The organism is Caulobacter sp. DWR3-1-2 (assembly GCF_049896225.1).
Classification (GTDB): domain Bacteria; phylum Pseudomonadota; class Alphaproteobacteria; order Caulobacterales; family Caulobacteraceae; genus Caulobacter.
Window position 1 is genome coordinate 90716 of the sequence record NZ_JAFCTW010000010.1, and the last position, 25097, is coordinate 115812.

A 25097-nucleotide genomic window follows, 5' to 3' on the forward strand; every position below is an offset into this window, starting at 1 on the left:
GGTTTTCGCTCAAGATCCTGTTGCACGAGCCGAAAAACTCATCCTGACACCCCCCGTGTCGTCGTCACGCGGGAGCCGTTGCTGAGGGGAGCCCTGCCGTTGAGACACAGCAGGCCTCTCTTCCTCGTCGGATCAGAAGGTCGGGTTGATCAGAGACCAAACGGCCAGGTTTCGTCCTCGCCTTCCAACTGGCGCGTGGGCAGGGGCGTGACAGCAGTAGTCTCGTCGAACCAGACCCAGGCGTCGAACTGCTGCGGCAGGGAACAGCCCGAATAGTGGCTCCAGCGCTCGGTTTCCGGCCGGTAGATGACGCCGATGAAGCGTTCCAGCTTCGGAGCGAGCAGAAGCTGTCGCAGCGGTTCATGCACACCCTCGCGCAAGTCGAGGAGGAAGCGTCTGACCCCGCTGTCGTGGGCCAGGCGCTCGTAGCTGTCGGGTCGTGAAGGGTTGATGGGCTTGACCTCCATCGGCTCGCCCCAGTCGCTGGCGCAGGCGACCGTGCCGGCATGCGTTCCAAGGCCGATCAGGGCGGCGTCGCGGCCAAAGCGCTCGCGGCACAGCTGGCCGATGTTGAGCTCTTCCCGGACCAAGCCCATTTCGGTCTTGGACGCATCGCCGATATGCGAGTTGTGGGCCCAGACCACCGCCTTGGCGTCCGGTCCCTTGGCGTCGAGGATGGCGCAAAGCGTTTCGAACATATGAGTGTCGCGCCGGTTCCAGCTCGCAGCGGCGCCGTAATACATTTCGCGATAGTAGGCCTCCGCGTTCTTGACCAGCCGCGCGTTGGCGCTGGCGTCGAGGAAGCTGTCGCCGTCTTGGGCGGTGTACTCGAGGCGTCGCTCCAGCATCTCCGTCAGGGTCCTGACCACGCCCTGTTCGCACCGCGAGTAGCCGGCGGTCAAAGCCATGCGACCATAGCCCTGCGGCTCCGTGGCCCAGGGCGTCAGGCAGCCATATCGTTCGCGCGCGACCTTGGCCGCCTCGGGATCGACCCGGTCTAGGTAATCCAGCACGGCCTGGATCGAGCCGGACAGATTGTACAGGTCGAGGCCGTAGAAGCCCGTGCGCGCTTCAGCCGGCCGCCCCTCGTTCCAGCCGCGCATCCATTCGATGAAGGCCTCGACATCGGTGTTGCGCCACATCCAGGTCGGAAAGCGCCGGAATGGCGGCTGCGCATGCGTCGGCGACGGGCGCTGGCGGACGTAGCGATCCAGGCTGGCCGCATCCGGCCAGTCCGCTTCGACCGCGACGATCGTAAAGCCGTGATGCTCGACCAACCGGCGGGTAATGGCGGCGCGGGCGCGGTAGAATTCCGAGGTGCCGTGGCTGGCCTCGCCGAGCAGCACCACGCGCGCCTCGGAGAAACGGTCAAACAGCGGGCCGAAGGCAGGGTCGTCGAGGTCTGGCAGCGGCTCGGCGGCCGCGCGGATCAGCGCCGAGATTGAAGGCTCCGGCTCAACCTTGCGGAAGCTGCGTGGCTCGGCGTCCCGGCGGGGCTCATTCTTAGCCTCCGGCCAGCCATGCTCGCCGATCAGCGGAACGAAGCGGACCCCGCCCAGGTCGTCCTCCTCAAAATGGCTGGCGCTGACCCGGGTGACCTTGACCAGGCGCTGCTCGGCTTGGCTCTCGCCTACCGGCATGACCAGACGCCCGCCCAGGTCGAGTTGGTCCTTCAACGCCTGAGGGATCGCCGGACCGCCGGCTGCCGCCAGAATCGCGTCGAACGGTCCCGCCTCGGGCCAGCCACGCGTGCCGTCGCCGGTGCGCAGCTCGACGTTGTCATAACCCAGACGCTGCAGGCGCTCTCGGGCGAGTTCTGTGAGGGCGTCGTGGCGTTCGACGGCGAAGACCTGGTCGGCGATTCGGCTCATCACCGCTGCCGCATAGCCTGACCCGGCGCCGATCTCGAGCACCCGGTCGCCCGGACGGATCGCGGCGGCCTGAATCATCAGCCCGACAATATAGGGCTGGGAGATGGTCTGTCCGGCTTCGATCGGCAGCGGCGAGTCTTCATAGGCGAACTCCTGCAGGCCTTCAGGCACAAAGATCTCGCGTGGGACCTCGCTCATCGCCGCCAGCACGTAGTCGTCATTCACCCCGCGACGCCGAATCTGGCGATCGACCATCAACTCGCGGGCATGGGTCAGATCCAACATGGCGGAACCCTCAGGGACTTGCTTCGGCGGCGCTGATCAGAATCGACGCCGCCGACGAGACCGGCGTTGTTCTCGACACCGCCCTCCACCGTGTTTTCGCCCTTCAGAATGTCCGGGGCCTCACCAGCGATGGTCGCGTCCCTCAAGCGGCCGCTGCCCGCCGATGCCGGCCGGCAGCGTGTTGGGCGCGCGGCCCGAGGCAAGTGCCTGTTCATGACGTCCTCCTGGTGGCTTTCGCGAGGCCACCGAGCCAAGGCAAGACACAGGTCCGCCTCGACCTCCGCTCTATCGAAACGTGTACTGATCCATGTTGTCGTCTCTCAAGTGTCTGAACGGTTGCTTCATCAGGCAGTTCTGGTCAGCGAAGGACAATCGACATGAACGTCAGCGAATGCATGAGCACCGATGTGCGCGTCTGCGCGCTGGACGACACCATCGGGGACGCGGCGCGGACCATGAAGGAGAACGACGCCGGTCTCTTGCCGGTCGGTGAGAACGACCGATTGGTGGGAATGTTCACCGATCGGGACATGGCAGTCCGGGCCATGACCGAGAACTCTGCCGCCGGCGCCCTCCACGACGAGCGTCATGTCCAAGGCAATGGGCGGCTGATCCTCGGCCACGAGGACTGATAGTGGTTGAGCAATTAAGGCGCCGCGACGCGAAGTTGGAAAACGTCGCATACGGGTAAGCGCTCAAAGTGCCAAACGTTCCGTTTCTGCTGAAAGAAGGGCCACCAACCCATCGGGATTCCAGTGGAAAATCAGGTCCCCGCGGAGCCCCCCGTTGACGCTTCTGCGGGCCAACACGCTGCCGAAGCCCTCTCGGTCGGGCGGGGCCTCGATCACGGGTCCGTCCTTCTCTTGCCACGAGAGAGCGAGGCGGCCCTCGGCCACCGCCCACGAAATGCGGACACGCCCGCCGGGGACCGAGAGGGCGCCGTACTTGGCTGCGTTCGTCGCCAACTCATGCACGACGAGCGCGACGTTCGTGGCGGCCTCCGCGCCGATCGCGATCTCCGGCCCGTCGATTTCGGTGCGCGCGCCTTCGCCCGTCCCCGCCGGATCGACGTAGGGCGAGAGCACGTGCCGGACCAATTCGCCCAAGGTGGTTTCCCGCTTTTCGGCCGGGGCCGCCGCAAGCCGCGGTCTGATCAACTGGTGGGCGCTGGCGAGCGCGCCGAGCCGGCCTTGAATTGTCTCGGCCAGTTCCTTGGGCGTGGTCGCCGACTTGGCGCTCAACGCCACCATTCCCCCAACGATGGCGAACAGGTTTTTGACCCGGTGATCCATCTCTTTGAGGAGCAGATCCTGCTGCTCCTCATGATGTTTGCGCAGGCTCACATCGAGGAAGATCACACCGATTTTCAGGACGGCCCCATCCAAGAAGCGAAAAGCGAACAACTCCAGTGTCCGCCCTTGCGACGCCAGCTCGCGCTCGAAACGAATCGGCTCTCCCGTCGCCATGACGGCGTCGTAGGTGTCGAACCACTCCTGGGGCTCGTCAGGAAACGCTTCCCGAATGGTCTTGCCGACGACGCCGCCGACACCAGTTTGTTTCTCAAAACCGGCATTGGCGGAGAGGTAGCGGAAGTCGCTGGGCGCGCCGGCGCGGGTAACGAGCTTTTCGAGTGTGCAGAAGCCCTCGTCGATGAACTCGAAGAGCATCCGAAATCTCGCCTCGCTCGCGCTTAGCGTTGCCTCCGCTAGCTTTCGCTCAGTGATTTCGAGTTGCAGTCTAACGTTCAATGCGTCTGCTGTGTCGACGAATTCTTGCTGGCGCAACGAACTGAGGATCAGCGCCTCGTTCATCGCGATCGTATTTTTATGGAACTGCGTGGCTTCAGTCATTTGGGTCATCGGCCCGACGAGAGGCTCGTCTCCCAACGTGTATACCACAACCGTGAGGCAGCGCCGGAAAATCGAACGGGCGGCTAGGCTTGGCTACCCCCCTCCTGTCGAGGGTAAGCGCGGCCCGGATGGCCTGCCAGAGACCGGACCTCAAGTCTATTTGCTGCCAGGCTTCTATTTCACAATCCTCGCCTTCGCCTTCGGCTTCGCCCCAGCCTTCGGCTCCGGAGGGGGCTCTGCTTTTTGCGCCGGGCTCGGGCCGGTTCGCGTGGGAATTCCGGTGGTCAGTCCGTCATAGTCGGTGGATCGCGGCTGGATGACGACCACGCCCTTGTCGGTGATGACATACTCGCGGATGTCTTTGCTGTGATTGCCGCCGCGCATCTTGATCACGACCATGACCTTCCGTAGCTGGCCGTCGATTTCCACATAGCGCATCCTGATGATGTCATCGGTCAGGAACGAGATCGTGTAATGGCTGAAGGAAAACCCGGTGAACGTATCCTCGATTTCGACGGTGCTGAGAATCGTGACCCCGGCTCCCGTCAACGCCACGATCAGCCGGTACAGCGACTCGCGAAAGTCCTCGCGGAAACCGGGCGCCAGCGCCATCTCGAGACTGACCAAAGAATCGATCACCAGACGTTTCGCGCCGACCCTTTCGACGGCGTCGAGAATCTCTTGCATGGTTTCATCCACCGAAAGGTCGAGCGGACGAAGGTAGATGATTTCCAGCTTTCCCTTCTCCAGCGGCGTCTTCAAATTCAAACCAAAGCCGTCGGCGCGATCGGCATAGCCTTTCGGTCGTTCTTCGAAGATCGCCATGATCCCCGGCTCGCCATTGCGCAGCCCCGCGGCGATGAATTGGGTGGCCAGCGCCGTCTTGCCCGTTCCCGACGGCCCCGCGATGAGCAGGCTGTCGCCTTCGAGAACGCCGCCGCCCATCATCTTGTCCAAATCGGGAATGCCCATTGAAAGCCGCCGGGGCTTGGCCGGCTTCCCCGTTTTGGGGATGAATCCCAGCGTGCGCGAGAAGGCTTGCAACCCGTCGTCGTTGATGCGGACGGTGTGCAGTCCCGGCACCGAACCGGACCCGCGCACTTTCAGGATTTGCAGTTTTCGCACCACGGAATTTCTTTCCACCTTCTGCGAAAGCCAGAAGAGGCCGTCAGCGATGGTGAACAGCGGATTGCCTTGGGTCTCTTCCTGCCCAAATTCGCCGACCAAAAACGTCGTGGCTTCCCAACTGGTTAGAAACTGAGTGAGCTGCTGAATGAACGATTGCATCTCCATTTCACCGGCGGCGGCCTGTGGTTTGCGCATCACGGTGCGAAAGGAGTCCACCACCACGACGCCCGGATTGGTCGCTGTGACCTGCTTGATAATTTCAGCAAGGACCGCATCCAGGTTCTGATTCAACACCAGGTCGCTGAGATTGATGAAGCGGACGGCCTTTCCCAACTTGGATCCGTCGAAGAATGAAAACTGCTGTTGGTAGCGCAACATTTTTATGGCGGGCTCACCGAGGACGGTGAAGAAGAGCGCGGGTTTTTCCGCCGTCGCGTTGGCGAAAACGATCTGATGGGCCATCGTGGTCTTGCCGCAGCCGGGCAGGCCGGCGATGACGTTGAACGAAAATTCCGGAACGCCGCCGCCCATGATGTCGTCGAGGCCGCGAACGCCGGTCGGCAGTTTACGGATCGCGACCTTTGCCGGTTGGCTCGCGGCGTTGTCCGTCAGTTTGCGGGTAGCTGCGGGGTTAGGTTTCTTTGCCATCTTAGTCTTCCGGGACCAACTGAAAGCCGTTGACGTTGTTCAACAACTGCAGTGTTAAATTTTCGCCAATGAGAGTTACTAGCAACCCTAGCAGCCGGGCAAGCAGAACAAGCCCGCCAGTAGCGATTTCTTCTGGGTTCGCTTGGGCTTCAACTTGGTTCAGCCCTTCGAAAGAGCAATCCGCTTTGACATTCAGATCACTCAGCCAAGCAACTTCCGCGCTAGCCAGCACGAGGGCGCGCGAAATGAGCGCGCGAAACCCTGCGGCGCCCATGAGTGCGCCAAAATGTGGATTCAACGTCTCTATGACGACAAAGCCCGCAGTGGGTTTTGATTTAGAATACGCATTTTGGCCCATCTCATAGGCGATGAGACGCTCAGCGTAGATACGCAGCTTCGGAGTAGTTCGGTTCATTCAGGAACATGCTCGAACGCGGCGCTATTCAGAGAAAACCTTGCTCGCGATCGAGGTGAGGGCATTGAGCGTCCAGCTGACTTCGTTGACATACTACGGCCGCCTCGGGACAGGTCAGTCTTCACCTTGCACCATTAAAACGCGGACTACTAATTATAGTGCTGCCCTAGACAAACAGCGGGCTTCGGGTTGAAGCCGGAAGGGTCTGAGGTGGCGCCGGTTCTCCGCACGGTTTGGCGGCTTGGCTAAGGTTGGTTCAGGTTCAGATCACGCCGCCAGTTTGTGCTCGAGGTTGGCCCTATCCGGGGCGAGCCCCGGACAGGGCGGCGCCTGGATTTGCCCATAGGCCTCATCGGGGGTGGCCCCGGCAAGGGCCGAGTGGGGCCGGTTGGTGTTGTAGTAGCCGATCCACTTGGTCAGGCCGGCCCGCAGCTCCGATCCGGTCTTGAAGGCATGGATGTAGACGCACTCGTATTTCAGCGATCGCCAGAGCCGCTCGATGAAGACATTGTCTATCCAGCGGCCGCGGCCGTCCATGGAGGCCCGCACGCCGGCGTCCTTCAGCACGTCGACGAAGCGGGGCGAGGTAAACGGGCTGCCCTGGTCGGTGTTGAAGATCTCTGGCGGCCTGTAACGGGCCATGGCCTGCTCCAGGGCCTGGATGCAGAACTCGGCGTCCATGCTGTTGGACAGCCGCCAGGACAGCACCTTCCTCATCGCCCAGTCCATCACCGCCACTAGAGCATTTTTCGAGCGAAGTGGTTCCGGTTCGCGTCAAGAAAAATGCGTCAAAACAGAAGGTTGGAGCTCACGGCCTGACCCAGTCAGGCCGTGAAATGCTCTAGCGCATCCCCGGCGGCGACCCGAACATCGGCGTCGCCACGGCGCCCGTCGCCCGTCGCCCAGGATGGAGGCGTCAGCGGATAACCGGGTCCCCGTCCGCAATCCGCCGAATTTCATGTGCGATTTCCTCCGGGGAAAGAACGAAATCAATACAGCCACTGTCGATGGCGCTTTGCGGCATGTCGGGCTGACCGGCAGTGTCGAGTTTCTGAGCGATCGTGATCCCGCCGACGCCCTTTATCCCGCACAATGCGGCTGCCCCGTCTCCGTCATAGCCCGAGACAATCACCGCGATCAGCTGGCCGGACCAGTTCTCCGTCAGCGAGCGCAGAAAGACCGTAATGACGTCGGGCCAACCCCTTGGTTTCGAGATTGGCTTTAGTCGAAACTCCCCGTTCAGGACGTGCAGATCACGATCTTCTGGGATGATGAACACGCAGTTGGGGCGGACGACCAGCCTGTCTGAAATCAACTCCACGGGCATGCGCGTGGAGTTCGGAAGAATTTGGTGCAGCCTGGTGGCAACGGTTCGGATGTGATTGACGATGACGACCGCCACACCCAGGTCGCTCGGCAGATTTTTCAGTAGCCGGATATAGGCCTCTAGACCGCCAGCTGAGCCGCCGACACAAACGACCGGGAAGTCCTTCGCCATAACCTAGCCACCTATGCAAGTTGCCGAAAGCGGATGCCTACCTCAGCGAGCCCCGCGCCAACGCCGCTAGTTTGATCGTCGTCCCCCTCCTAGCAAAGGGGCCCGGGCCTCTAACGACTCGAGTCTACGGCCCTGGCGCACAGATCTCGTATTTCTTCGACCAGTTGCGTGCTCGTGAAGGGCTTGGGAAGGCGCGACTCTTGGTGCAGTCGCACCGGCAGCGTCTCGGCGCGGTAGCTGCTCAGCAGCAAGACTGGCAAGCCACGCTTTAGAAGTATGTCAACGACGGGATAGGAATGGCCGCCGATGATATTGATGTCGAGAATTGCGCAACCGAGCGTCGCGATGGTGGCTACGTTCAAGGCTTCATCGAGCTCGGCTATCGGACCGACGACTTCATGACCAAGTCCTGCAACGGCGTCCTCTATGTCCATCCCGATCAGAGGCTCATCCTCGACCACGAGCACACGCAATCTGGCTAAACCACCAGTCATCGAGATGGCGTCTCAGAACCCGCTGCGGAAAGGACGCGACCGATCTCCTCGGTAAACGGCACCGAGATTTGGCACCGGACCCCGGTTGCAAGGAACTCCCGATCCACCTTGGCCTTCAGTCCTCGAACCAGGCTAAGCTCGATGAGCTTGGTTCCGAAGCCCCGGCGCGTGGGGGGAGTAACGGGCGGGCCGCCGGTTTCTAGCCACATGATTTCGAGCTCTGATTTCCCATCAACTCGAACAACGCGCCAGGTGACGTTAAGGCGCCCCTCCTCGGTCGAAAGGGCTCCGTATTTGGCCGAATTTGTCGCCAGTTCGTGGATCGCCAACGCCACGCTCAGGTTTGCCCTCGATAAAAGCACAACATCTTCGCCCGACATCGTGACGTTCGAGCGGTGCTGGTAAGGCTGTAACTCCGTCGCCACGAGCCCGCGCAGCGACCCCTCCACGCCGCCAAGTTCGGTCAAGAGGCCGTGAGCGCGCGAGATTGCCTGGATCCGACCTTCAATCTCGGCTCCCGCAGCCTCCGCAGTGCCCCCTGCCTTGAGCGTTTGAGTGACCACTGACGAGACAACGGCCAAAATGTTTTTCACACGATGATCGAGTTCCTCCATCAGCATCTCAGCGCGCTCTTCCGCCATCTTTCGCATGGCGATGTCCCGCGCCACGGCCGAGGCTCCAATGATAACGCCTTGCGCGTCGCGCATCGGTGAGATGTTCAGTGATACGTAGATGACCCGGTCGCCCTTGGTGACCCGGCTGATGTCGATGTCGGTAATGGGCTCGCCCTGCCGTAGGCGGGCCAGATTGGTCGGCCATTCGTCGATCTGCACGTCGTCCAGCAAGGTCGACATCGGCTGCCCAATCATCTCACTCGCCGTATAGCCGTAAATCTTCTCCGCGCCAGCGTTCCAGCTTCTGATCGTCCCCTCGAGATCGTGGCTGATGATCGCGTCCTCAGAGGACGCGACAATGGCGGCAAGGTGAGCCCGGTCCCGCTCAAGCTTCTTGCGGTCGGAAATATCGATGAGCGTGATGACGACGCCGTCGATGACATTGTTCAGGTCACGATATGGCTTCACGCGAACCAGATAGGTCGCGGCGCCGTCCTCAGACTCCGCCTCGCGTTCGATCGAGCCCAGATCACGCAGCACCGTGACGATGTCTTGGGTCAGGGCGGAGCCGGCCAGGCGGGATGAAAAATCGCTGATGAGGCGACCTTCGTCCCCTTCCCGGACATTGAAAATCTCGGTGATCGCCGGGGTGAACCTCCGAATATGTGATTCATTGTCGAGGAAGAGCGTCGCGATCGAAGTACTATCGAACAGGTTGGCGAGATCGCTGTTGGATCGCACCAAGCTGTCCGCGCGGTTATTCAACTCTGCGTTTACGGTCTGGAGCTCTTCATTGATCGACGACAACTCCTCCTTCGAAGTCTCTAATTCCTCAACAGTCGAATGCAATTCTTCATTGACGGATTGGAACTCTTCATTGGAACTCTGCAATTCCTCGTTCGCCGTCTCCAGTTCCTCAGTGATGGTCTGCAGCTTTTCGCGTGCCGTGATCAGTTCGCTATGCTCCGGATCCGCAGCCGCGACGGGCTGATCAGGCTTCGCGGAATCAGCTTGTGGCGCTGCCGACGTCAGCTCTTGGAACGCCAGCAAGAAACATCGCTGCCCCCCGGCCGGCTCCGCCATCGGTTCAGCGATCAGATTGATGGTGTGCGGCTGGCCGGCCACCTGGAAGGTGACGTATTCCTGGGCCGGACGCTGCTGCTCGAGCGCCTTGCGAATGAGGCTGCGTACGGGTGACCGCAACTGAGCGTGCAGCATCCGGAAGAGATTCAGGCTGGCGCCGCCGGTTGTTGGCTGCATGAACTTTTCGACCGGTCCCGAGAACCGCTGGATCTCGTGCTGGCCATCGAAAACGATATAGGCGGGCGCGTATTGCGCGATCATCCGCGTTGCTTGAGCGTCGATGTTGTCGGGCTCAGCGGTTCGCTGAGAAGGAGAAGCTGGGCTCATTCGGCTACTTGGTTTGGGGCGCGGGATTTCGGGGGCGACGTCGAGACGCCTGAAGATTTTGCTGCGCTTGTCGAACGCCTTAAACAGACGCCCACTCGCGGCGATCGTCTCTGAAGGGCCGAGCCAAAGGAGGCCATTGGCTTTAAGTCCATAATGAAAGGTTGCAATGACGCGCTGCTGTAGCGGAGACTCAAAGTAGATTAGCAAATTTCGACAAGTAACCATGTCGAGCCTCGAAAACGGCGGGTCTTTAACTAAGTCATGTGTTGAGAAAACGCACATTTCTCTAATGTGTTTCGCGACGCGATAGCGTTGGCCTTCTCTACAAAAATTCTGCTCGAGTCGGATGACTGTGGTATCTGCCTCGATTGCATCGCTGTAGAGGCCTGCCCGGGCAACCGTGACGGCGCGATCATCTATATCGGTGGCGAAAATCGTTACCTTTCGTGGCGACTCCGCACGGGCCAACGCTTCTCGGAACAGGATAGCGAGAGAATAGGCCTCCTCGCCCGTCGCACAGCCAGCGACCCATACCCGGATCGGTCCTTCAGCACCGCCGTTGGCGATCAAGTCCGGCAAGACTGTCGCTGCCAAGGCATCAAACATGGCTGGGTCGCGGAAAAAGCGGGTTACGCCGATCAAGATCTCGCGGAACAGCAGCTCGGGTTCATTCGGCAGACTGCGTAGCTGGGCGATATATTCGGCCGGGTCTTCGATATGGAGCACCTGCATTCGCCGGCGAACGCGACGCATCAGCGTGCTGGATTTGTATTGCCCAAAATCGCGACCCAGGCGGCTGTTGAGCACCGCACAAATGGTCATCAGGTGGTTGACCCGGCCGGGCTCGGCGGTTTCATTGAGGCCATGGATCGCCTCTCGGGATTTGAAGTCTCGGTGCTCCAACAGGCGTGCAGGCATCTCCTCGGGTTGGAGGACGTAGTCAACAAAGCCGCCGGCGGTGGCGCTCTGCGGCATCCCAAACTTTGCGCGGTGGTCGAACGCCGCTTCGCTTAGGGTCAGCCCCCCCCCTTCCTTGATCGCCGCGATCCCAATCGTCCCGTCGCTCCCGTAGCCCGAGAGGATGATCCCGACGGCGTTTTCACCCTGATCGTCTGCCAGCGACACGAGAAAGGTGTCGACGGAGGACCGTCGCGCCGTCGGGCTTTCCGGGAGGGCGACTCGCAAGACGCCAGCCTCGATCTTCAGGATGGCGTTTTGAGGAATGACCGCGACGGTGTTCGGGGCGGCGACCGTTCCGTCGGAGGCCTGCACCACGGGCATCGCGGTGCATTCGCCAATGATTTCGGCCAAGGCGCTCTTGTAGTCCGGGTCCAGGTGCTGGACCAAGACAAAGGCCATGCCGCTATCGGCTGGCATTTGCGCGAAAAATGCCCGGAAAGCATCAAGTCCGCCCGCTGAGGCGCCGATGCCTACGATCAGATGATCTACCCGCGGGGGGCCGCTATCGATTGCGCCGCCGCCCGACTGCACCTTAGCGGCTGACGGCGGAGGAACCGCAGGCTGGATAGGTGAAGATGATCGACGCTTTGCCATACCTAACAATCGGTCAGCACTGCCGTCAATGCAATGACGTTGCCCAGATGATCTGTGAAGCGCGCTGATCTGGTCGGTTTCACGCGACGCCACTCAGCCTCGTTCAAGCGGCCATTACTTGGCCTCCGAGTGGATCACCTTTCCGATGACGCGCGCTACCTGAGCTAAATCCACGGGCTTGTCGCATCGGACGATTTCTCGGTAGGGGCTCGGAATCATGGACCTGTTATAGCCTGTGGTGAAGACAAAAGGCACGCCGCGCTCAAGCAGCCGGTCAGCCACGGGAAAACTCAACGCACCCTGTAGGTTCGCGTCAAGAACGGCGCCATCGATGCGCGGCTCGGCGTCAATCAACGCCAAGGCGTCCTCAACCGTCGCAACCGGTCCAATCACCACGGCGCCGGCATCGCTCAAGTTTGTGGCGAGTTCGTCGGCGAGCAGATACTCGTCTTCAACAACAAGTATGTGGCAGTCCCTCAGTGTCCGCTCAGTCATACTTGCATTCCCACCGGTTCGTCTGCCGAGACCGGCATCGAGATCGTGCAATGCACGCCATCCGGTCCAAGCGAGTAGCTGGTCTTCGCGCCGAGTTGATAGGGCAAGGCGCGCTCGATCAGCTCCCTCCCATGGCCCCCGCCTCGCGGCGGCGCTCCATCCGACGCCATCTGGACACCGCTCTCTCGCCAATCAACGTGAAGCCACGGCTGGTCCTTGGGTCCGATGGGCTCCAAGGACCAGGTGATGGCCAAGCGCGCTCCAGCCGAGGCCTGGCCGAGGGCGCCGTATTTGACCGCATTGGTAGCCAGCTCGTGAAGAGCCATGGCCAAGGTCTGAACTGTCGAGGAGCGCAGACGAACGCCTACCGGCCCCACCAGCGTCACCCGCTCTCCAGCCGCATCCATAGCTGAGAGTTCGGCCTCGATCAGCTCGTCGAAGGAGACCCGATCATGCTCGTTCAGGCGTGAGAGCAAGCCTTGTACTCGCGCGAGACTGTCGAGCCGGTCCGTGAACCGGGCGCGGAAATCCGCCAGGTCGGCACTCTCCCGCACAGTCTTTTCCGCAATCGATCTGACGATCCCGATGACGTTACGGGTGCGGTGCTGGAGCTCGCCGACCAGCACTTTTTGTCGCTCCTGCAACTCGCGCAAGTCTTGAACGTCGGTGCAAGTGCCAAGCCATTCCAAGATCCGTCCCTCGGCGTCGAGCACCGGGGCAGAGCGGGTATGGTGCCATACCCACGCCCCATCGGCCGCTCGCCGCACGCGGTATTCCACGTCCAGCCTCCCGTGCGACCGAGCCTGTTCCCAGGCGAGCGTGGTCGCCGCGCGATCATCTACGTGAACGGTGTCGAGCCAGCCCATTCCGTGGCTCTCCTCCTGCCCCTGCCCCGTAAATTCGAGCCACTGCGGGCTTGCCCAGGTCCAGAGCCCCTCGTCGCGTGACCGCCAGACAAGTTGCGGAATGCCTTCCATCAACGTGCGTTGGCGCGCTTCGGCGTCTGCCAGCGCATGTTCCGCCGCCTTCAGGTCAGTGATATCTTCACCCAGTCCCGCGATCCGCGTTACGCGCCCTGCCGCATCAAACATCGGGAAGTCGGTGTTACGGACCCAGCGCAGCGAGCCGTCTGTGGCCCGTCTGGCTTGAAGCTCCGCCTCGATCCGCTCGCCGGCGCGAACCCGCCGAAAGTTAGCCAGCGCGGTCTTGCGACTTTTCGGCTCGATCAGCCGAGCCCAGGCCCGCAAACCGGGGTCGCCGCCCCGATCGGGACCCGCAATTCCATAAATCCTATCGAACGCCGGACTAGCGAACTCCATCCGCATCGTCGCCGCATTCCGAATCCAGAGGATATTGGTAGAAGCTTCGCTGAACTCGCGGAAGCGGGCCTCGCTGTCTCGCAGCGCTGCTTCGGCGCGGGCGCGCTCGACCGCTGCCCAGCTACGCTCGGCGACTTCTTCAACGAGCGAAACCTCCGCCTTGGTCCAATCGCGAGGAGCCGTGGCGTGCACGCCAAATTCGGCCACCAGTCGGCCGCCCTTGGCCAAGGCCGCGACTACGGCGGCCCGCACGTCGGCGACGGCCCAAGCCGTTCGCTCCAAATCGGCGAAGCCAGGGTTGGTGTCGATGTTTGCAACGACCAGCGTTTCGCCACGATGGCGTGCGGCCATTGTATGCGTGCCAAAAGGACAGAATGCGAAGCGCTCCGGAAAGGGCGCGGCTGACGGCGTCCCCCCACTCGATGGCCGGACATATTGGCCGCGTATGGTCCCTGTCTCCGCGCCGAGTTCGCCATCGACCTCAGCATACATCACTCGGTCCGCGCCTATGTGCTTGCCCAGCAGATGAGTTGTGGTAGCGAGAATTTCAGCCGCGTCGGAAAGCGGACGAAGAGCGTCGCTCAGCTGGAGCAGAAACGTCTGCCGCACCTCGCTTTCGCGCAACAGGACTGCGGCCCGGCGCTCCTCGGTCACGTCGTTGGCATTGTGGATGAGGGCCTCCACCTCGCCGTCGTCATCGAGCACCACTGAGTTGACTGGGCTCCACCAGCGTTCCTCGAATGTGCCATCTGACCGCGCGACGTCGTACTTCAGGCGGGGCAGTGTGTTTGGCTGTCGTGAAGCGAGCACATGTTCAAGCGAGGCCCGCAAGGTGCTCACGCTTCCAGTCGTCTCGTCGGACGGATTATCGGGGTAGGCCTCGAAAATCCCACGCCCGACCACCTCGTCGCGCGTCCGCATGGTAGCGGACAGGTAGGCGTCGTTGACTTCGGCGATGGTGAAGCGCGGCGCGTCGGGCTTGACGACCAGGAACGGTGCTGGTGATGCACGGAACAACCGTGTGAAGCTCTGATCCGCCTTAACGCGCGCGGTTACGTCCGTCGCCGCCCCGAACCATTCGGAAATCTCCCCAACGTCGTCGAAAAGCGGGATAGCGCGCGAAAACGTCCAACCAACCGTACCGTCCGCGCGCAGCACGCGGTGCTCCAGCTCAAAGACATCCTTGGCGCCGATCGCCCGATGAATCGCTTCGCGGACGCGCGGACGCTCATCGGACGGAATGTAGGTATCAACCCAGTCGGCAGTCGGCTCGTCGCTGTCAGCAAGAAAGGCGGCCCCGTCGAGATGGCGCATCTCGCGCCAGTCCGGACTCATCCGATAGATTGAGGATGATCCGACCGTTGCAAGCGCACGAAACCGCGCCTCACTGACCCGAAGCGCGACCTCGGCTCGTTTGCGTTCGGTAAGGTCGTGAGTGACAGTACCCAAGCCAGTCGCTCGCCCCGTCTCGTCCTTTAGGACGACAAGGCTGTAATCGACCCAGACTGGCTCACCTGTGACGAAATGGCGAAAACGAATCTCGACCTTGGCTTGACCTTCACGCACCACGCGCGGCAATAATTCTTCAGTGATGAAGGCCAGATCTTCGGGAAAGAAAAACTCCTGCAGCGGCGTTCTCTGAACCTGTTCCAGATCGGTTAGTCCGACCATTCGCATTGCCGCAGCGTTGCCGTAGATCGGCATGAACTCCATGTCGCACGTGCCAAAGAACTCGCTGCTGACTTCCGCCAGCGTGACTAGCTGCTGGAAACGCAACTCGGCCCGCTGCTCGGAGGACTTTGCCAACTGAAGAGCCTGCACTGTCTGATGTGCGGCCGAGGCGAAACGAGCCAGGCTCTTGATGATGCGAGCGTCTTCAGCCTCAAAATGATTGTTGGGGCTATGCTTAATCGTCCATACCGTGCCGACCGGAACCCCGCTAATGTAAAACGGAGCGAACAGCCCCTCACTGATGCCGGGTTCTGCCTGTAGCAACGCCGGGAACAATCGTGCGGGGTTCTTCATCAGCAGGACCGCTTCCCGCGCAATGACTTCACCGCACGGGCTGGCCTCACGCGGCATCGTTTTGTCACGATAAGGCGACCAGGCTCCGGCTGTCGCGACCCAGCGAAAGGCGCCGTTCTCGCCACCAGGCTCCAGCAGGCTGATCCCTGCGGAATCGGAACCTGTCAGTTCCATCGCCACCTCGACCAGGTGTTGAAACACCGTGTCGGGGCTGTTGTTCATCGCTTCGGCAAGCGAGTTGAGCGCCTGATTTTCAGCTTGGAAGTCGGACACCCTAGACGGCCGGCGATCGAGATCGCCGGTTATGATGACGGCATCCATGTCGTAGCCCGCGTGCTCTTTCACGTTTGCGAAACGCCGCTGTGTAGCTCAAGTTGCACTAACGTGACCTTGCCGAGACGATCGTCACAGCCACCGTTTTAACTTCAGGTTCTAAGGTCGGCATGCCGGGCCTCCCGTCCAGGTGACTATTGGAGTCCTCGCCGTGTATCTAAAAAGAGTCTACGTTTTTTTCTCTCTCCGCTCGTCCGCGCTCAGATCTTTGCCAGAGTGCATCTTGCGATTTGTCGATGGGCTTGTCGGTTTGCACCGGCGCCAAGTCCACTTTTTCGCCCCTTCTCAGACGATGAAAACGTCCCAGTTCTGACGGCCAGCAAGTCTCCGTGTCGCATCGTAGTGGGCAGCTCCTGGCGTAGCTTCGGCGGTTCCGGGGCAGGTCTGGGATACCCAGGCGCAACATAGCGTAGGTGCGACGATCACGATTCGAACCTCAGATCGCCGTCGCAAACTAAGGGCATGTTTTGGTGTGTTCTCGCTCTGATTGCCGAGATGCACCGCCGCCCTGCGTGCGGCTGATGGCGGTAGAGACAGGTGCGCGCTATACTGTCTGCCCCGCCTCCCCGTCCGTCTGCGGATAAAGCCGCGATCGGAAGCCCGCTGATGGCCTCGCGATTGGCCAGCATCATGCCGATGAGGGCTTCGATGCGGCGCTTGCGCTCTTGCCGGGACGGATAGCGATCGGCCGCGAAGGCTTCACGCTGGGCGCCGAAGCCAATGTGAAGGTTGGCTATAGCCCGGTCTTGTCGTTCAACAGGTGGTGAAATCGGCGCGGAGGCTTCGAGGATCGACATCGGTTTGCCTTTCTCTACTCGCGGAAAGCCGCCAGGGCCGCGCGCTCCTGGCGCACCACCTCTGGCTCGGCGGTGGCCTGTATGTCGAAGGCCTTGAGCTCTTCGGGCACATACCAGTGCAGCTTGTCGCCGTGGTAGGCGGACCAGACGGTCTGGGCGACCTCGGAGGGCGGCGTCAGTCGCCACATCCCGTCGGGCGGGGCCATCGCCTTGATCGTGTCCGACAGGATCGGAGTGTCGATCAGGCCCGGCAGGAGATCGGCGGCGCGAACGCCGTGGCGCATGAATTCGATAGACAGCGCCTCGGTCAGCCCGCGCACCGCGTGCTTGGTGGCCGAATAGGTGGCGATACCGGCCGTGCCGAAGATCGCCGATGACGAGGAGGTGGTCAGGCACAGCGAACCGGGCGTCACCTTCAGCAGGCCAATGGCGGCGCGCACGCCGATCATCACCCCCAGCAGATTGACCTGCACGACCTTGACGATGTCCTCCCAGGCGACCTCGTCAAAGAGGCCCGCCACGGCGATGCCGGCATTGTTGAACATCAGGTCCAGGCGCCCGCCCGTGGCCTCGCCAAACCGCGTCATCGCCGTGGCGAAGGCCTCTGGATCTGTGACATCAAGGGTCGAGCACAGACCGTTGCCGGAGCCGATTTCCGCCTCCAGGGAGACGAGCCCTTCGGCATTGACGTCATAGGCGCCGACAAACCACCCCTGGCGCGCGAACAGCAGGGCGGTTTCGCGGCCCATCCCTGAGGCCGCGCCGGTGATGAAGATGGCCTTGCGGCCGCTTTGCTCGGTCATGGTCAAACGCTTTCCTTGGCGCGCACGGGGGCGCCGTCGAGTTCCAGGCCGGCGAAATCGCCGCTCTCACGCCATTGGCGCAGCATGTCGATGAACATCACCGGGCCCGCGCCGTGCGGGAGGGCCCGGGCGGTCTCCATCGAGGGGCGACCTTCGTTGTTGTAATAGCCCGGCGTGCAGGTCTCGAGCTTCCTGATGCGGTCGGCGCTGGTCTGAACGATCTGATCGACCCAGTCGTCCTGCGCCTGGGCCGAAGCCTCGACGGTGGCGACGCCTGTCTGGACGCAATGGCCGATGATGTGAGCCAGATGCTTGGCCTGCTCGCTGAGCATGTGGGGGAAATTGGGCGACATGCCCGACTGGGCCTGGCTGATGATGAAGCAGTTGGGAAAGCCGCGGCTGTGCATGCCGTGATAGGTGGCCGGCCCCTGCGCCCACTTGTCCGACAGGGACTGGCCATCCACGCCGCGCAGATCAAAACCCGAGCGCTTGGCGAAATCGCCGCCGACCTCGAAGCCGGTGGCGAACACCAGGCAGTCGAGCGGATATTCCTGGCCGTCCACGACCACGCCCGTCTCGGTGATCTTCTCGACCCCGCGTCCGGCGGTGTCGACCAGGGTGACGTTGGGTTGGTTGAAGACGCCCAGATAGCCGTCGTGAAAACAGGGCCGCTTGCAGAACAGGCTGAACCACGGCTTCAGGGCCTCGGCGGTGGCCGGATCCTCGACCAGGTCCTCGATACGGGCGCGCACCTGAACCATCTTTTCCATGTCGGCGCGCTCGAGCAGCTGGCCAAAGTCGGCGCCCTGGTCTTCCGCGAACATTTTCTTGATCGCCCGGGCCAGGACGGTCCAGCCGTCGGCGACCATGTCCTCGTCGGCCAGGTGACCGGCCATCTGGGCCGTGAAGTTTTCCATCCGCGCCTGTTGCCAGCCCGGCTGAAGGCTCGCGGCCCAAGCCGGATCGGTTGGGCTGTTGTTGCGCGCATCGACCGACGAGGGCGTGCGCTGGAAGACGTAGAGGTGTTGCGCGCTGGCGGCCAAGGGCGGCACGCACTGGATCGCCGTCGCGCCGGTGCCGATCACCCCCACGCGCTTGTCGCCTAGCTTGTCGAGCGGCGTCGTCGAGCTGCCGCCGGTGTAGTCATAGTCCCAGCGGCTGGTGTGGAAGCTGTGGCCCTTGAAGGTCTCGACGCCGGGGATCGCCGCCAGCTTGGGCTTGTTGAGGGGACCGGTGGCCAGGACCACGAAGCGGGCGCGGATCGTGTCGCCGCGATCGGTGGCGACGACCCAGTGCGCGGCCTGGTCGTCCCAGTCCAGGGCCGTGACCTGGGTAGAGAACAGAGCATTGTCGTAGAGACCGAAATGCTTGGCGATGCGCTGTGTATGGGCCCGGATTTCCGGCGCCTTGGAGTAGCGCTCGGCGGGCATGTAGCCGGTCTCTTCCAAGAGCGGGAAGTAGATGTAGGACTCGATATCGCAAGCCGCGCCGGGATAGCGGTTCCAGTACCAGGTCCCGCCAACATCGGAGGCGACCTCGACAATCCGCACCGAGGCGACGCCCGCCTCTTTCAAGCGCGCGGCCGAAAGCAGGCCGCCGAAGCCGCCGCCGACCACCAGCACATCGACCGAGTCATCGACGGGGCCGCGCGCAACAGGCGCGGCGTAGGGGTCTGCCAATAGGTGCGAAAGGTCGCCGCTGAGGTCTAGGTAGCGGCGGTCGCCCGCACTGGCCCGCCGATCTTTTTCCTGGCGATAGCGCTCTCGCAGGGCGGCCATGTCCGGCGCGTTGGCTTGGGGCGTTTCGTCGGGCTCAGACATCTTGGTTCCGTCGAGGAATGGGAAAAATAGCCGCCCGGCTCGGGAAGGATGAGCCGGGCGGCAGGTGCGTTCCGAGGTAGGTCAGAACGTCTTGCGCACCGTCACGCCATAGGTGCGTGGGGCATTGGGATAGCCGCTGTAGCTGCCGTCCTGGGCGACCGTCGGGAACGTCGCGATCAGACTGTCGTCCTTGGTCAGGTTGCGCGCCCAGAGCATGACTTCCACCTGGCTGTCGGCGTGAACCACGCCCAGGCTGGCGTTGACGAGGTTCTGGCCCCAGGTCGATAGGCTGGGCGGCGTGGTCTCCGTCAGCTGGGTTTTGCTGGTGTGGTCATATTCGGCCCGCAGATAGCCGCTAAAGCCCCGGCCCAAGTCGTGCGACAGCGTCGCGGAGGTCGAATAGCTCCACTTGGCGATGCCGGCCGGCCGATCGCCGGTCAGGTCGCGGAAGTTGGGCCGCAGGCCCGTCGCCGGGTTCACCGGACAGCGGGTGGTGTCATAGTTGACGCAAGCTGCGCCCGTGAAACTGTCATAGGTGGGGTCGAGATAGGTGACCGAGCCGGTCAGGGCCAGCCAACTGGTCGGCCGCCAGGCGCTATCGACCTCGAAGCCCTTGACCGACTCCTCGCCGGCATTGACCAGGCTGTAGCCGATCCCGGTATAGGCGTTGGACTGGAAGCCCTTGATCGACTGGTCGAAGACCGCGAGGTTGAGGTAGCCGCCCTGGAACTTGGCCTTCAGCCCCGCCTCGTAAACGCTGACATTCTCGGGAGCCGCCGTGCGGCCGACGCCATTGGCGTTCGCTGGTCGGCTGTCGGACGACAGGTTGAACGCCCCCGCCTTCCAGCCCGTGGAATAGCTGAGATAGGCGTTGATCCAGCCAAAGTCGTAGGCGGCGCGAACCGCGTAGGTGACCTTGTCGCCCTTCAACTGGCCGGACTCTGCGGCGTTGGGGAAGTTGACCGGCCCGTGGTTGGGGGTGTTGCCGTAGTAGAACTGCAGGCCGCCTAGGGGCGCGTAGATATTACCTGGCAGGCCCAGGGCGATGAACTGCGGCACGGCGTTCAGATTGAGGGCCGAGAACGGATCGCGCAGCACCACACCCGAGGTGGCCTGCTTGTCATCGTTCAGATAGGCCAACCCGCCGGTGATCGTCAGCTTGTCGGTGACCTTGTAGTCAGCTTGGCCGAAGATCGAGTACGAGGTCTGCTTCATCGCATAGTCATCGTCGATGCCTTGGCCGGCCTGGAAATAGGTCTTACCGGGCACGATGGAAGGGGTGACCAGGCTTTGCAGGAACTCCAGGGCGTAGAGGTTCGAACGGCCGGTCAGGGCCGGCCGCAGGGCCGGCGGCAGGGCGCCGATCAGGCTCGCGGGCGCCTGGCCGCTTAGACCATCGCCATAGGCGCGAATGTCGCGCCCATAGTTGATCGTCCGGCCGGTTTGGAGTTTTTCGTGTTGGTAGAACCCGCCGATCAGCCAGCTGAACGGCCCGTCGCCCTTGGACGCCAGGCGTAGTTCCTGGGTGAAGGTCTTGATGTCGTTGCCGTCTGCCTTGTTGGCCAAATCAGCGCCGGTGAAGTCGACGTCTTGTACTGATTGGGTGGTCTGTTTGCGATACGCGGTGATCGAGGTCAGGGCGGCGAAGCCTAGATCCTGATCGACCTGCCCCGAAATCCCTTTGCCGGTCAGGCGATTGTCCGGATCGGTGTTGAAGATGATATCGCGGGAAAAGACCTTCGAGGGATCGCCAACCGGTTTGCCAAGGCCGAACGGTGCGGGCGCGCCGACGAATTGGGTGGCGGGACCGTTATAGATCGACGACACCGCGCAACAGACCTCGTGGATCTTGTTGTAGTCGGCGATGATCCGCACCGAGGTTTGGTCTGTGGGCTCCCACAAGAGATCGCCGCGCAATGACCAGCGATCGCGATTGTTGACGTCGTTGTCTGTGGTCAGATTATGCGAGTAGCCATCGCGCTTGTTGACGCTGCCCGAAACGCGCAGGGCCAGATCCTTGGCGATAGGCCCGGTGATCGTGCCCTTGAACTGGCGAAGGCTGTAATTGCCGAGGCTGACCTCGGCCTTGCCTCCGAAGTCGAACGAAGGCTGCTTCGTCACGATGCTGATCGCGCCGGCCGAGACGTTCTTGCCAAACAGCGTCGATTGCGGGCCACGCAGCACCTCGATGCGCGCGACCTCAGGCAGGTCGTCCAGGGCCGAGCCCGAGCGGGAGCGATAGACGCCGTCGATGAAAACCCCGACCGAGCTTTCGATGCCGTCATTACCGTTGCCGTTGCCAAAACCGCGAATGATGAAGTTGGTCTGACTTACGGCGTTGAGCTGAGAAACCTTCAGCGAAGGTACGACCGACTGCAGGTCAATCAGGTCGCGCACCTGGGCCCGCTCAATGGTCTGCTGACCGGTCACGGCCACCGAGATTGGCACGTCCTGCAAGGTCTGCTCGCGCTTGGTCGCTGTGACGATGATCTCCTCAACCGTTGATGCAGACGGGGCGGGCGGCGCAGCTTGCGCAGCGGGCGCCGGAGCTTGAGCCCACGCCGTATTGGCGGCCATCAGCGCGGCCAATGAAACGCCCAGAAACTGAAGCTTCTTCACGGTAGTCCTCCCTCGATTGCAGCCTTGATCGGCTTTTGCGCGGACGACGGCGCGACGAGTGGCGGGCGTCCGTGGGTTCCCTCCCGGACCGTGGCGTTATGCTACGCCCTTCGATCCAGGCTTAATTTAAAGCAGACCTCAATAATTCAACACAAGCTCAAAATTTAAGTTTGCTTGCATCAGGCCTCGCTGGGCCGCTAAACCAAGGCCGATGGATAGCCTTCCGTGAACAAGCTCAGCGCCTTGAAGCCCGCTGCCCGCGATCAGCCCCGGACTCTGGCCAACAGCCGCAAGTCGGCCAAGAAGCGCGACGCGATCCTTCGAGCCGCGATCGAAATCATCAATGTTAAGGGCTACGCCAACACCACGATGGCGGAGATCGCCGCGACGCTCGATCTAGGCGAAGGCGCGCTTTATTATTATTTTCCCAACAAGCAGGCTTTGGTTTTCGCCTGCCATCGCCAATCCCTGGAACGGTTTGCCGCGCTGCTGGCCTCAGCTGATCAGACCAGCGGGTCGGGCGCGGCAAAACTGCGCTTCTTTTTCAACGTCCTTTTGTGCGACTCGGCGCGCAACGGCCCCCAGCTCTACTATGGGGAGTTTTCCTATCTCGACGACGATCAGAGTCGCGAGATCACCCAGTGGGGTGATCTCCTGAAAGGCCACCTGGAGCGCTTCCTGACCGATGGCATGGAGGACGGCTCGATCATGCGCTGCGAGGCGCAGCTGGTGGTCAATCTGATGCTTGGCATGCTGATCTGGCTGGCCAAATGGGTGCCCGAAATAGAGGGTTTGACGCCAGATCGCCTGATGGCGGCCATCGGCGCGATGGCGTTCCAGGGACTGGAGATCAGCAACACCTCAGACCAGGGCTCGCCATAGGAATGTCTGGGCCGGATTTTGCGCGCGCCCTATGGGGCGCCGCAATTGACCGGCCGCTCCCGTGTCGAAGCGCCGGCTTGGACGAGGTCGAGATAATCCCTCCGCCGGCGCAACAAATATCGGCTTGGCGCTCTAAATTCTTACCAACGACGACAATGCTGCTTCCGGCAGGCCAGTCCTTGGGTTTCAGGGTTATAAAAAAAATGCGAGCGATCTTACGCGTTTTAGGGACGGCGGCCTTGCTGAGTGCGAGCTGCGACTGGGCCATGGCCCAATCCATGAGCAGCCACGCAACCCCTGGCGCTCAACCACAGATGAAATCACCCCGCGACAAGGCCGGCGCTGAAGCGCTGAAATCGGACGGCATGCGCATGAGCCGCGGCATGATGTCGGCACGCGCGCCCGACATCGATGTCCTTTGGGCCAAGGTGATGATCGCTCACCACCAAGGCGCCATCGACATGAGCCAAAGCGTGCTGAAGACCGGCGATGATCCCGAAGCCCGCAGGCTGGCCCAAGCCACGGTGGACGAGAATACCAAGGCCAAGGCCGATCTCGAGGCCTATGTCCGCAAGCACGGTGGCTAGGACACTCAGATCTTCGCGCCACGTGCGCGCGGCTATGAGCGCGGCCGGTCCTGGGTCGCCGACGCGAGCGCGCGCTCCTCGCTGCGAATGCGTATCCACAGGACAGCGGCGTTCAAAAACGAGAACAGGACGGCGAAGCCGAGCAAGCCGAAAGTCAGGGGAAGGATGGCGATCTCGGCGGCGACCACCACGTAGTTTGGATGAGACACGAAGCGGTATGGTCCCCTTCGCACGAGATCCGCCCCAGGCAAGGTGATGATCCGCGTCGTCCAGCGATCGCCCAAGGTCGCGATCACCCAGACCCGCGCCAATTGCAGCGCGATGAAGATCGCCAGCAACAATAGGTTGGTCGGCCGGTTCCAGGCCAGCAGCCACAGTCCTGCCAGCCATGCCGCATGCAGGATGACGATGAGCGGATAGTGCTCTGCCCCCGTCTCCACCGCGCCTCGGGCCAGCAAACGGCGGGTGTTATGATTGGCGAGCACGAGTTCGCCCAGTCTTTGGACGGTCACCAGGCCGAGAACGATGATCGACAGCGTCATGCCGCAGATCTCAAGGTGACGGTGCTTGATGTGAAGCCCGGGCCCAAGGCGGTCACGACCGACCTGCCCGGAAGGCCGGCGCGGCGCGCTTGATCAAGAACATAGAGGACCGTCGGAGCCGACATGTTGCCGTGGTCGCGAAGCACCGCACGTTCGTGATCCAGGCATCCCTGCTCCATCGACAGGGCCATCTCCATGGCGTCGATCACCTTCATGCCGCCCGGGTGGCAAATGAAACGATCGACGTCTTCCAGACCCAGTCTCTGGCTTGCGAGCATTTCAATCATGGCCGGCCGCAGATTGGCGCGGGCAAACGGCGGGATGGCGCGGGCGAAGATCACGCCCAGCCCCTGGGGATCGACGCGCCAGCCCATGATGTCCAGGGTACCCGGCCAGGTGTGCTCGGCCATGCCCTCCACATGAGCAAAGCCGCCTTCGTCACAGCGCAGGACAGCGGCGGCCGCGCCATCGCCAAACAGCGCCGTGGCCACGATGTCGGCCTTGGACAGGTCCTCGAGCCGGAAGGCCAAGGTGCAAAGCTCGACGATCACCAGGAGCACGACTGCCCCCGGCGTGGCCTTGGCCAGGCGGCTCGCCAGCGCCAGGCCGGTGGCCCCGCCCGCGCATCCCAAGCCGAACACCGGGACTCGCGCCGCGTCGGACCGAAAACCGACGCGCGCCATGGCCCGGGCTTCAAGGCTTGGCGTGGCGATGCCCGTCGAGGAGACGGTGACGATGATGTCGACATCAGCCCCCTTCAATCTGGCCTCATCGAGCGCGGTCTGAGCTGCCTCGACGAAGAGTTCGACGGCGCCGTGCAGATAGGCCGCAGTCCGCTCTGGCCAGGAACGCGGTTGCAGGTACCATTCAATCGGCAAGATCGACTGGCGCGTGCTGATCCCGGCGGTCTCAAACACCTTGGCCATCCGGTCAAACTGCGGAAATTTTCCTTCGAAAAGCCTCCGGGCGACCTCGGCCACCTGGCCCTGCGGCATCTGATGGGGCGGCGACGCGGTCGACAGCGACAGCAAGGCGACGGGGGCTGGCATGATGCAACTCCGACCAGGCGCTCGCGGCGGCGGACGCGCGGTCGGTTTGTGGTCATCAG

Annotated in this window: 18 protein-coding genes and 1 pseudogene; 4 read left to right on the forward strand and 15 right to left on the reverse strand. The window is 62.3% G+C overall.

Going from position 1 to position 25097, the window contains the following annotated elements; all coding sequences use genetic code 11:
- Positions 1-149: 149 nt before the first annotated feature.
- Complete coding sequence (locus ACP696_RS14705) at positions 150-2156, reverse strand: protein-L-isoaspartate(D-aspartate) O-methyltransferase (protein ID WP_426011353.1); 2007 nt, start codon at positions 2154-2156, stop codon at positions 150-152.
- A gap of 377 nt (positions 2157-2533) precedes the next feature.
- Between ACP696_RS14705 and ACP696_RS14710 the strand changes: the two genes are divergently transcribed.
- Complete coding sequence (locus ACP696_RS14710; RefSeq protein ID WP_426011352.1) at positions 2534-2788, forward strand: CBS domain-containing protein; 255 nt, start codon at positions 2534-2536, stop codon at positions 2786-2788.
- Positions 2789-2851: 63 nt separating this feature from the next.
- Here the strand turns inward: ACP696_RS14710 and ACP696_RS14715 are convergent, their stop codons facing one another.
- From ACP696_RS14715 to ACP696_RS14735, 5 genes and pseudogenes are all read right to left on the reverse strand, one after another.
- Positions 2852-4006, reverse strand: coding sequence for a sensor histidine kinase (locus ACP696_RS14715; RefSeq protein WP_426011351.1), 1155 nt, complete (start codon positions 4004-4006; stop codon positions 2852-2854).
- A gap of 174 nt (positions 4007-4180) precedes the next feature.
- On the reverse strand, positions 4181-5782 hold the full coding sequence (locus ACP696_RS14720; protein ID WP_426011350.1) for an RAD55 family ATPase: 1602 nt from the start codon (positions 5780-5782) through the stop codon (positions 4181-4183).
- A 1-nt stretch (position 5783) separates the two neighbouring features.
- On the reverse strand, positions 5784-6197 hold the full coding sequence (locus ACP696_RS14725) for a hypothetical protein (protein ID WP_426043960.1): 414 nt from the start codon (positions 6195-6197) through the stop codon (positions 5784-5786).
- A gap of 267 nt (positions 6198-6464) precedes the next feature.
- Positions 6465-6938, reverse strand: a pseudogene (locus ACP696_RS14730) (transposase); the annotation flags it as partial.
- A gap of 175 nt (positions 6939-7113) precedes the next feature.
- Positions 7114-7695, reverse strand: a complete 582-nt coding sequence (locus tag ACP696_RS14735) for a chemotaxis protein CheB (protein ID WP_426029656.1) — start codon at positions 7693-7695, stop codon at positions 7114-7116.
- 296 nt (positions 7696-7991) lie between these two features.
- Between ACP696_RS14735 and ACP696_RS14740 the strand changes: the two genes are divergently transcribed.
- Positions 7992-8177, forward strand: coding sequence for a hypothetical protein (locus ACP696_RS14740; RefSeq protein ID WP_426043961.1), 186 nt, complete (start codon positions 7992-7994; stop codon positions 8175-8177).
- Between the two features lie 8 nt (positions 8178-8185).
- Here the strand turns inward: ACP696_RS14740 and ACP696_RS14745 are convergent, their stop codons facing one another.
- The 7 genes from ACP696_RS14745 to ACP696_RS14775 all read right to left on the reverse strand — a co-directional run bounded on the left by ACP696_RS14745 (position 8186) and on the right by ACP696_RS14775 (position 21978).
- Entirely contained in the window at positions 8186-11767 is a 3582-nt protein-coding gene (locus ACP696_RS14745) for a CheR family methyltransferase (protein WP_426043983.1), read from the reverse strand.
- Positions 11768-11881: 114 nt separating this feature from the next.
- On the reverse strand, positions 11882-12262 hold the full coding sequence (locus ACP696_RS14750) for a response regulator (protein WP_426011345.1): 381 nt from the start codon (positions 12260-12262) through the stop codon (positions 11882-11884).
- The gene (locus tag ACP696_RS14755) at positions 12259-15927 is read right to left on the reverse strand and encodes a PAS domain S-box protein (RefSeq protein WP_426043962.1); all 3669 of its coding nucleotides are present in this window, start codon (positions 15925-15927) and stop codon (positions 12259-12261) included. The genes ACP696_RS14750 and ACP696_RS14755 overlap by 4 nt, the downstream gene beginning before the upstream one ends.
- A gap of 434 nt (positions 15928-16361) precedes the next feature.
- Positions 16362-16736 (reverse strand): hypothetical protein, encoded by a 375-nt coding sequence (locus tag ACP696_RS14760; RefSeq protein ID WP_426043963.1) that lies wholly within the window; start codon positions 16734-16736, stop codon positions 16362-16364.
- Between the two features lie 14 nt (positions 16737-16750).
- A complete protein-coding gene (locus tag ACP696_RS14765; RefSeq protein WP_426011342.1) occupies positions 16751-17539 on the reverse strand; it encodes an SDR family oxidoreductase in 789 nt (262 codons plus the stop codon).
- A 2-nt stretch (positions 17540-17541) separates the two neighbouring features.
- Positions 17542-19359: a flavin-containing monooxygenase gene (locus tag ACP696_RS14770; protein ID WP_426011341.1), complete on the reverse strand. Its 1818-nt coding sequence runs from the start codon at positions 19357-19359 to the stop codon at positions 17542-17544.
- Positions 19360-19440: 81 nt separating this feature from the next.
- A complete protein-coding gene (locus ACP696_RS14775; RefSeq protein ID WP_426043964.1) occupies positions 19441-21978 on the reverse strand; it encodes a TonB-dependent receptor in 2538 nt (845 codons plus the stop codon).
- A 225-nt stretch (positions 21979-22203) separates the two neighbouring features.
- Here ACP696_RS14775 and ACP696_RS14780 point away from each other — a divergent pair, with 225 nt between their 5' ends.
- Together ACP696_RS14780 and ACP696_RS14785 are read left to right on the forward strand one after the other, a co-directional pair.
- Complete coding sequence (locus ACP696_RS14780) at positions 22204-22860, forward strand: TetR/AcrR family transcriptional regulator (RefSeq protein ID WP_426043965.1); 657 nt, start codon at positions 22204-22206, stop codon at positions 22858-22860.
- A 203-nt stretch (positions 22861-23063) separates the two neighbouring features.
- Positions 23064-23447, forward strand: a complete 384-nt coding sequence (locus ACP696_RS14785; protein WP_426043984.1) for a DUF305 domain-containing protein — start codon at positions 23064-23066, stop codon at positions 23445-23447.
- 32 nt (positions 23448-23479) lie between these two features.
- Here the strand turns inward: ACP696_RS14785 and ACP696_RS14790 are convergent, their stop codons facing one another.
- Complete coding sequence (locus ACP696_RS14790; protein ID WP_426043966.1) at positions 23480-23989, reverse strand: isoprenylcysteine carboxyl methyltransferase family protein; 510 nt, start codon at positions 23987-23989, stop codon at positions 23480-23482.
- A complete protein-coding gene (locus tag ACP696_RS14795; RefSeq protein ID WP_426043967.1) occupies positions 23986-25038 on the reverse strand; it encodes a type III polyketide synthase in 1053 nt (350 codons plus the stop codon). The genes ACP696_RS14790 and ACP696_RS14795 overlap by 4 nt, the downstream gene beginning before the upstream one ends.
- Positions 25039-25097: the final 59 nt, after the last annotated feature.